The sequence below is a fragment of the Streptomyces acidicola genome (assembly GCF_009377235.1).
Taxonomy (GTDB): domain Bacteria; phylum Actinomycetota; class Actinomycetes; order Streptomycetales; family Streptomycetaceae; genus Streptomyces; species Streptomyces acidicola.
In genome coordinates, this window is the sequence record NZ_VMNX01000355.1 from 1 (window position 1) to 7,083 (window position 7,083).

At 70.7% G+C, this 7,083-nt stretch carries 7 protein-coding genes; 3 read left to right on the top strand and 4 right to left on the bottom strand.

Annotation, left to right across the window (positions count from 1 at the left end):
* Positions 1-343: 343 nt before the first annotated feature.
* Both FPZ41_RS43395 and FPZ41_RS43400 read right to left on the bottom strand, forming a co-directional pair.
* On the bottom strand, positions 344-1,579 hold the full coding sequence (locus FPZ41_RS43395) for a glycosyltransferase (protein WP_152870044.1): 1,236 nt from the start codon (positions 1,577-1,579) through the stop codon (positions 344-346).
* Positions 1,580-1,747: 168 nt separating this feature from the next.
* Complete coding sequence (locus FPZ41_RS43400; protein WP_322621479.1) at positions 1,748-2,113, bottom strand: MerR family transcriptional regulator; 366 nt, start codon at positions 2,111-2,113, stop codon at positions 1,748-1,750.
* Between the two features lie 187 nt (positions 2,114-2,300).
* Here FPZ41_RS43400 and FPZ41_RS43405 point away from each other — a divergent pair, with 187 nt between their 5' ends.
* Together FPZ41_RS43405 and FPZ41_RS50090 are read left to right on the top strand one after the other, a co-directional pair.
* Positions 2,301-3,206, top strand: coding sequence for an NADP-dependent oxidoreductase (locus FPZ41_RS43405; protein WP_152870048.1), 906 nt, complete (start codon positions 2,301-2,303; stop codon positions 3,204-3,206).
* 352 nt (positions 3,207-3,558) lie between these two features.
* Positions 3,559-4,119, top strand: coding sequence for a YcxB family protein (locus FPZ41_RS50090; RefSeq protein ID WP_152870050.1), 561 nt, complete (start codon positions 3,559-3,561; stop codon positions 4,117-4,119).
* 166 nt (positions 4,120-4,285) lie between these two features.
* On the opposite strand, the gene FPZ41_RS43415 is transcribed toward FPZ41_RS50090, so the two are convergent.
* Together FPZ41_RS43415 and FPZ41_RS47620 are read right to left on the bottom strand one after the other, a co-directional pair.
* Entirely contained in the window at positions 4,286-5,527 is a 1,242-nt protein-coding gene (locus FPZ41_RS43415) for a PucR family transcriptional regulator (protein ID WP_322621480.1), read from the bottom strand.
* Between the two features lie 3 nt (positions 5,528-5,530).
* The gene (locus FPZ41_RS47620) at positions 5,531-5,683 is read right to left on the bottom strand and encodes a hypothetical protein (RefSeq protein ID WP_194236431.1); all 153 of its coding nucleotides are present in this window, start codon (positions 5,681-5,683) and stop codon (positions 5,531-5,533) included.
* Positions 5,684-5,946: 263 nt separating this feature from the next.
* On the opposite strand from FPZ41_RS47620, the gene FPZ41_RS43420 reads away from it, so the two are divergent.
* Positions 5,947-6,990 carry a DUF3068 domain-containing protein gene (locus FPZ41_RS43420; protein ID WP_152870052.1) on the top strand — a complete coding sequence of 348 codons (1,044 nt, stop codon included), beginning with the start codon at positions 5,947-5,949 and terminating at the stop codon, positions 6,988-6,990.
* Positions 6,991-7,083 lie beyond the last annotated feature (93 nt).

Consider the following 7,083-nt stretch of genomic DNA (forward strand, 5'->3'; position numbering starts at 1 on the left):
ACCCTCAGGCTCGCGACCGAGTAGTCCAGCGGCAGCCGGTTCCTCTCCGTCAGCCGCACGACGAACCCGGCGGCGTACCGCCGCATGCCACCCGCAGTCGACCCCTGCCCCTCATACCCGGACATTCCCCCGCCCTTCGGCCGCTTCACGGAAAGCGGTCTCCGCTCCCCCACCGATCAAGCGCAACTCCGGACCGAAACGTCACACGTCCCCCACGAGTCACCGCTCACCTATCAGCACCACGCGACCGGCGGCCACCGGCACGGCCACGGCGGAGATCTCCCAGCAGCCCGGCACCCGCCGGGGACCCACCGGCGACCCACCGGCACCGCGTCGTTGTGGTTCACGCGGACACGGGCGGCCTTTCCCGGCCGGCTGCGTCGAGGAGCAGTTGCGCGGCCACCGTCGCCCCATCGGTGCGGATCGTGCCGGCCACGGCCTTCGCCCGTGCTCGGGTCTCGGGGGTCAGGGCCGTGGTGAGCGCGGCCGACAGGGAGTCGGAGGTCGGCGTCGGGCCGTCGTGTGCCGCGCCAATGCCCAGCTCTGCCACCCGGGCGGCCCAGTACGGCTGGTCCGCGACCTGGGGCACCACCAGCTGGGGCGCACCGGCCAGGGCGGCCGCCGTCGTGGTGCCGGCGCCGCCGTGGTGCACGACGGCGGCCACTCGGCCGAACAGTGCCTGATGGTTGACCTCGCCGACGACGAAGCAGTCGTCCCGGTCGTCGATCAGGGCCAGGTCGGCCCAGCCACGGGCGAGGAGGACGCGGCGGCCGTGCGCGCGGATCGCCTCGATGGCCACCCGGGCGGGGTCGGTCGAGTTGCGCAGGGCCATGCTGCCGAAGCCCACGTACACCGGCGGCTCCCCGGCGTCCAGGAACGCCTCCAGCTCTTCCGGGAGCGGGCGTTCGTCCGGCAGGATCCACGGTCCGGTCTGCACGAGGTCGAGATCCGCCATGTCCTGCCACGGGACCAGGTTCGGGTCCGCCGCCAGCCACGGCCTGTCGGTGAGAACGTAGTCACGGACGTTGTCCACCGGTGGCAGTCCGATCGCCGCCCGGTGGCTGTTCTCCGCCTCGCCGTACAGCGCGTTCACACGCTGGGCGTCCTGCTCCCACAGCGTCTTGATGTCGGTCTCCTCCGGTGAGGACTGCTTGCCCGGCCGCCGCCCCGGAGGGAAGTGACTCGACGGCAGTCCCAGCGTGTGGAAGCACGCGAGCACGTAGGGGATGCCCAGCTTCTCGGCCACCGAGCGAGCGCCGACCGGCATCAGGCCGGTCGCCAGCAGCGCGTCACAGCCCTCGGCCACCGTGGAGAGCGTGTCGAACCGCGCGGCGACCAGCTCGGGCGCGAGCCGGAACGCGGCCTCCGCCGACGGCGGCTTCTCGCCGGCCACCACCGAGTGCACCGTCGGGCCGAGCGGCACCAGCGGCAGGCCGACACGGGCCAGCAGCTCCACGAACTCCTCATCCGGCGGCGCACACACGCGCACCTCCGCACCGAGTTCCCGCAATCGCACCGCGAGTGCCACCACCGGTTCGACGTCTCCGCGCGATCCCCACGTCGACAACACCACACGCATAGCGCAAATCCCCTAATTCCGCAGGTTCCGGCCTCGGCCGACCATCCTGCGGCACGACCGGGGCCTTGCCGCAAGCCCCCCGGTGCGCTATAGGTTGAGGGTGGCAGGGAGTGGGATCTCCTTGCCTTTGCTTTTGCCTTTCGGCATCTTTCGGGACCTCGCGAGCCTTTACGGCACGTGCGTGCAGCCAGGGCCAGGCTTGCGCGCTATGGCGATCACGTCGTCGAGCCGGTCGCGCACGGTGAGCAGGTCGGTGATCCGCCGGTCGATGCGGTCACGCTCGGCCGCCAGCCGGTCGAGAAGCGCCCGGGTCACTTCACCCGAGTCCACGCACGGCAGCACCTCGCGGACCGTTCTGCTCGGCAGGCCCGCGGCATAGAGCTGCTGGATCAGCCTGACCCGGTCGACGGCGGTGCCGGGATAGTGCCGCTGCCCGCCCGAGCTGCGCTCGGAATGGAGCAGGTCCTGCTCCTCGTAGTAGCGCAGTGCCCGCACGCTCACCCCTGCCTTCTCGGCGACCTCACCGATCCGCACCGGTCCTCCTCTGTTCTGGTGGCATGTCCGACTTGCAGCTGACGTCAGCGTCAGGTTCTAGCGTAGTGGGCGTCGGCGCTCGCCGAACTTTCCCAAGCCACTGACCTCACGAGGGCCGTTGTTCTCACGAGAGTCACTGATCCCACGAGCGGCCGGTTCATGCCGCATCGGAAAGGCAGAACGACATATGCGCGCAGCCCGCTACCACGAATACGGCAGTGTGGAGACCCTGGTGGTCGAGCAGGTGCCGGACCCGCATCCCGGACCCGGCGAGATCCGCATCCGCGTCACGGCGGCCAGTGTCAATCCCATCGACTGGAAGGTGCGTTCTGGTGCGGCGCGCGAGCTGCTCCCCTTGGAACTGCCCGTAATTCCCGGGCGTGATGCCGTCGGCGTGATCGATGAGATCGGTGACGGGGTGGAGGGGGTGAGCATCGGCGACCGTGTTTTCGGGCTGGGCGGCGTCACCGGCGCGACGGCGGAGCTGGCCGTGCTCTCGGCCTGGGCCCACGCGCCCGCCACGTGGAAGGACGAGGAGTCCGCCGGTGCCGGCCTGGCAACCGTGACCGCGATGGGCGGGCTGAAGGTGCTCGGTCCGTTCCAGGGGCGCACCCTTCTCGTCGAGGGGGCCGCCGGAGGCGTGGGCAGTGCCGCAGTCGAGATCGCGGTGGCTCAGGGCGCCACCGTGATCGGGACGGCAAGCGAGCGCAACCACGGGTTCCTCACCTCCCTCGGAGCCATTCCCACCACCTACGGCGCCGGCCTCGCAGAGCGCCTCGCGACCCTCGCTCCGGACGGTGTCGACATCGCGCTCGACACCGCGGCCTCCGGGTCACTGGCCGACCTCGTCGCGATCGTGGGCGACGCCGCTCGCGTGTCGACGATCGCCGACCACGCCAACGCACAGCGCCTGGGCGTGCGTCTGGTCAACGCGGAGAACGACTCCACGTTCCTGACCGCGGCGGCGGAGCTGGGCCGCCAGGGCCGCTACACACCGCGTGTCGAGCGGACCTACCCCCTCGAACGGATCGCAGAAGCCCACGCATACGCCGAGCGCGGACACACCCAGGGAAAGATCGTGATCCACCTCTGAGTCATCGGCCGGCTCTGGATGTCTCCCGTGCGCCGAGGGCCTGCCGGGTCCGGTACGAGCCCGAACCACACGGGCCTCTCGGCGCCCTCGGTCACCCCAGGGTCGCGTACCCCTCAACAGGCAGGGTGAGCGCGGAGTCAGCCGGCACGGCCGCACACCGAGCCGGCTACGCCCCATTCACACCCGATAAACCCCCTTCACTCCTTCTGTCGGTCCAATTGACACCGCTTCCGCCGGTCGACTAGAACCCGGCTCGGTTCCCTGCATGACGCGACGTGACGGGCCGGGCCCTGGTCGCCGCTGCCGTCGCCGGCGTGGAACACATGACCGTCCCACAGCCCAAGGAGTGCCCGTGCAGCAAGCGAGACCAGTGGAGTTGGCCTACCTGCCGACCACCACAGACGCGGTGACGGCGATCAGCGCACGGATGCGCGCCACCCCGGCGGGGCGGCTGCAGAACGGAATATTCATCGCCTGCGGGGTCCTTGTGCTGCTAACGCTCGCGCTGAACTTCACCAGCCCGAAAGGGCCCAGCCTCGGGTCCACGGTGGTGGGCCTCTTTGCGCTTGCCCTGGTTGCCGGTATGCGTCTGCTGGTACCCACGCTCCAGGGGCGGCAGGTGCACCGTATGGTCGCCCCACAGGGAGAGTTCCAGGCCGTGGTGGACGACACCGGGGTGCGGGTGGCCTCGCGGTACAGCGAGATAACGCACCGGTGGCCGATGCTCACCCGGTACACGGAGACGGGCGAGCTGTTCGTCCTGATGACACCCGACAAGTACGGCATCGGTATCGTCGTCCTCCCCAAACGCGGCGCCACGGAACCGGTGGACGTCGACCGGCTGCGGGACCTCCTCGACCAGCACGCCACCCGGGTCGGGTCCAGGAGAATCCAGCCCGTGCGGCATGCGTGACGCCACTCTGGAGGCGCTGGAAGCGCTGGGAGTACTGGGAGTACTGGGAGTACTGGGAGTACTGGAAGGACTGGGAGCGCACGGTGTTGCGCGTCAGTCCATCGCGACATTGCCCGCATTCGCTCAACACCCACCTATCGCCTGCAGCAGACCGCCGCAGGGCGGGTCAGCGTCGAGCCCTGGGGTCGCCCAGTTCGCCCCGTAATCGTTGGGCCCGTAACACCAGTTCCAGTTCGAAGCGGCGGTCCGGGTCGTCGATCTCGTCGCCCCACAACTCCCTTATCTGTCGGAGGCGGTAGCGGACCGTCTGGGGGTGGACGCCCAGGCGTGCGGCCACCTCGGGGGCGCCGCCGCGGGTCTCCAGCCAGGCCAGCAGGGTCTCCGCCAGGCGGCGGCCGTGGGCGGGGCCGCAGTGGGCGAGCGGGGCCAGGCACCGCAGGGCGAGGTCGTCGATGAGTTCCTCCGGCTGCAACAGCACCAGCGCCTCCGTGTGCTCCGTGCAGTGCAGCACCTCCCCGCCGGGCAGCAGCCGCCGTTCCATCAGCCGTACCGCGGCCTCGGCCCAGCGCAGCGACTTCGCGGCGTCGGGCAGCGGCACGGGCGGGCCGATCGCGCCGGACCAGCCGGTCAGGGCGCGGTGGAGCAGTTCGGGGCGGCCCGCCGCGCCGGGGTCGGGCACGACCATGCGGGGCTGCTCGTACTCCATGTCGAGCAGCACGCCCTGGCTCACGGCGGGGGCGACGGCTTCACGCGCCGGGCGCAACAGGACCCCCACGGCGACCTTCTCGGGCAGCGGCCAGCCGATCCGGGCCGCCCGTTCCGTGAGCGCCTCGCCGGGGTCGCCCCGGTGGTGCTCCGACAACAGCAGCTCCATCAGGCGGCGTTGCAGGCGGAGCCGTTCGCCCGCCTGGCGGGCCGCGGCCTCCGCGTAGCCGCGCACCGACTGGTCCACGAGGCCGTCGAGGTACTCGTAGCCGGCGTCGACGAGTTCGTACATCGCCGGGGGCGGGATCTCGACGCGCTGGCCGATCTCCGCGAAACGGCGCCAGGCGAGCCGTACGCCCAGGCGGTAGATGGCCTGGAGCGAGTCGAGGCTGCGGCCGTTCAACCCCTCGCCTCGGCCGAACTCCTGGAAGACGCCCGGGGTGACGCGTGGGCGGCCCTCCGCCGTCTCCAGGTGCTGCACGAAGACCTCGATGGCGCGGCGGATGCCGATCAGCGCCATCGGCTCGCCGGAGTCGTCCACGACGAGCGGCAGGTGCGGGTACTCGCGGCGGATCTCCCGCAGGATCTCCTCGGCGAGCACCGGCGCCTCCGCCATGGCGAGCGCGGCGAACTGGCGTACCTGGAAGCGGGGTACGTCGTGCCAGGCCGAGCGGGTGGTGACGGTTCCCGGGCGTCGGGTCACGTCTCAGCGCTCCGCGCCGGCGTTCTCGTACGTGATCAGCGGGGTGTTCGGCTGGTCCGGGGTCGCCTCCAGCAGGGCGACGACACCGAGCGCGGCGCCCACGGCGAGCGCGGCCGCGACGGCGACGGTGGTGATGGCGGCGAGCAGTCTGGACATCGACGGGTCAGCCTCTCTGTCGAAAGGTCGTCCCCACCCGGGCACCCGGCACATGGCCGGGGGACCCTGGCCCGGCCTCCAGTCCGGCCCAGTCTCGACAAGCATTGACACCCCGTCAAGAGTGCGCCTACGGTTCCCGGCCCATGGTGCGTGCCGTACGAAGCAGTACGGCACCTCCTACCGCACGCGCACTTTCCCCCACGGCGCGCGACCCCGGCGTACCCGTACGCCCGTCGCGCCGACCCAAGTCACTGGAGTGCCGGATGCGCCGTACTGCCCGCCCGTCGCCCGACCACCACCCCTCATCGAGGCCCTTCGGGCCGCACCCGCCAGTCGCGTTCTCCCTGGTCATCCTGGGTGTCGGCACCTTCCTGCTGGTGCTGGCACCTCTGCTCGCGTGGTACGTGCAGCCGCGGGCCGCGGTGAACCCGATCGACATCGACACCACCGCCGTCTACACCGGTACCGGCAGCGTCTTCGACCTGGAGGAAGTGAGGACCGTACCGGGTCAGAAGATCACCATCACCCAGCGGGTGCGCGGTGACGTCACCGACAGCGAGCGCAGCGGGAAGGCCGCGGTCTGGGACGTGGCGACCTCGGTCGACACCGACAAGTCGCTGCCCGCCGCCGATCCGCACGACGCGCTGGACTTCACCCCTCACCGCTGGGTCAGCGACCGCCGGACCAACCGGCCCGTGCACTGCTGCGGCGAGAAGCCGTACATCCAGGGCGAGGCCTATCTGAAGTTCCCCTTCGATGTGCAGAAGCGCGACTACCGCTGGTGGGACAACACCCTCGGCGCGACCGTGACCCTCCAGTACCGGGGCGAGAAGAAGGTCCGCGGGTATGAGGGCTACCGGTTCACCGGCTCCGTGCCCGCGACGAAGAACGGCACCCGGCTGGTGCCGGGCGCGATCGTCGACGAGACGAACCGTCCACAGGTGGTCGCCGAGGAGTGGTACTCCAACCACGGCATCGAACTGGTCGTGGACCAGGCCACCGGGCGCGTGCTCTACGCGCAGACCGGACCGCGCCAGACGCTGCGGGCACCCGGCGGGAAGAAGGACGCGGCCGTGCTCCTCGACAGCCGGAAGATCGCGTTCACCGCGGACACCCAGGAGTTCGCGGTCGAGCAGGCGAAGAAGGACAGTGGTCAACTGCGTCTGGTGGGACGGACGTTGCCCGTGGGTGCCGCGGTGCTCGGCTTCGCCCTCGCCGCGGTAGGTGCCGTTTTGGTGGCGCGTGGGCGCCCTCAGCGCCCTCATCCCCAAACGTCCGGGTCGCCCCAGGCTCCGCTCACGATGTGACGCGGCGTCAGGTCCAACCGGCCAGGAATTTGTCACCTCGGTGAGTAGCAGCTTCGAACAGCTCGGCGAAAACTATCCACCCCACCCGAGCAC

Coding starts and splice junctions, on each gene's coding strand:
- FPZ41_RS43395 (WP_152870044.1), bottom strand. CDS start 1,579: ATGCGTGTGGTGTTGTCGACGTGGGGATCGCGCGGAGACGTCGAACCG.
- FPZ41_RS43405 (WP_152870048.1), top strand. CDS start 2,301: ATGCGCGCAGCCCGCTACCACGAATACGGCAGTGTGGAGACCCTGGTG.
- FPZ41_RS47620 (WP_194236431.1), bottom strand. CDS start 5,683: ATGTCCAGACTGCTCGCCGCCATCACCACCGTCGCCGTCGCGGCCGCG.
- FPZ41_RS43420 (WP_152870052.1), top strand. CDS start 5,947: ATGCGCCGTACTGCCCGCCCGTCGCCCGACCACCACCCCTCATCGAGG.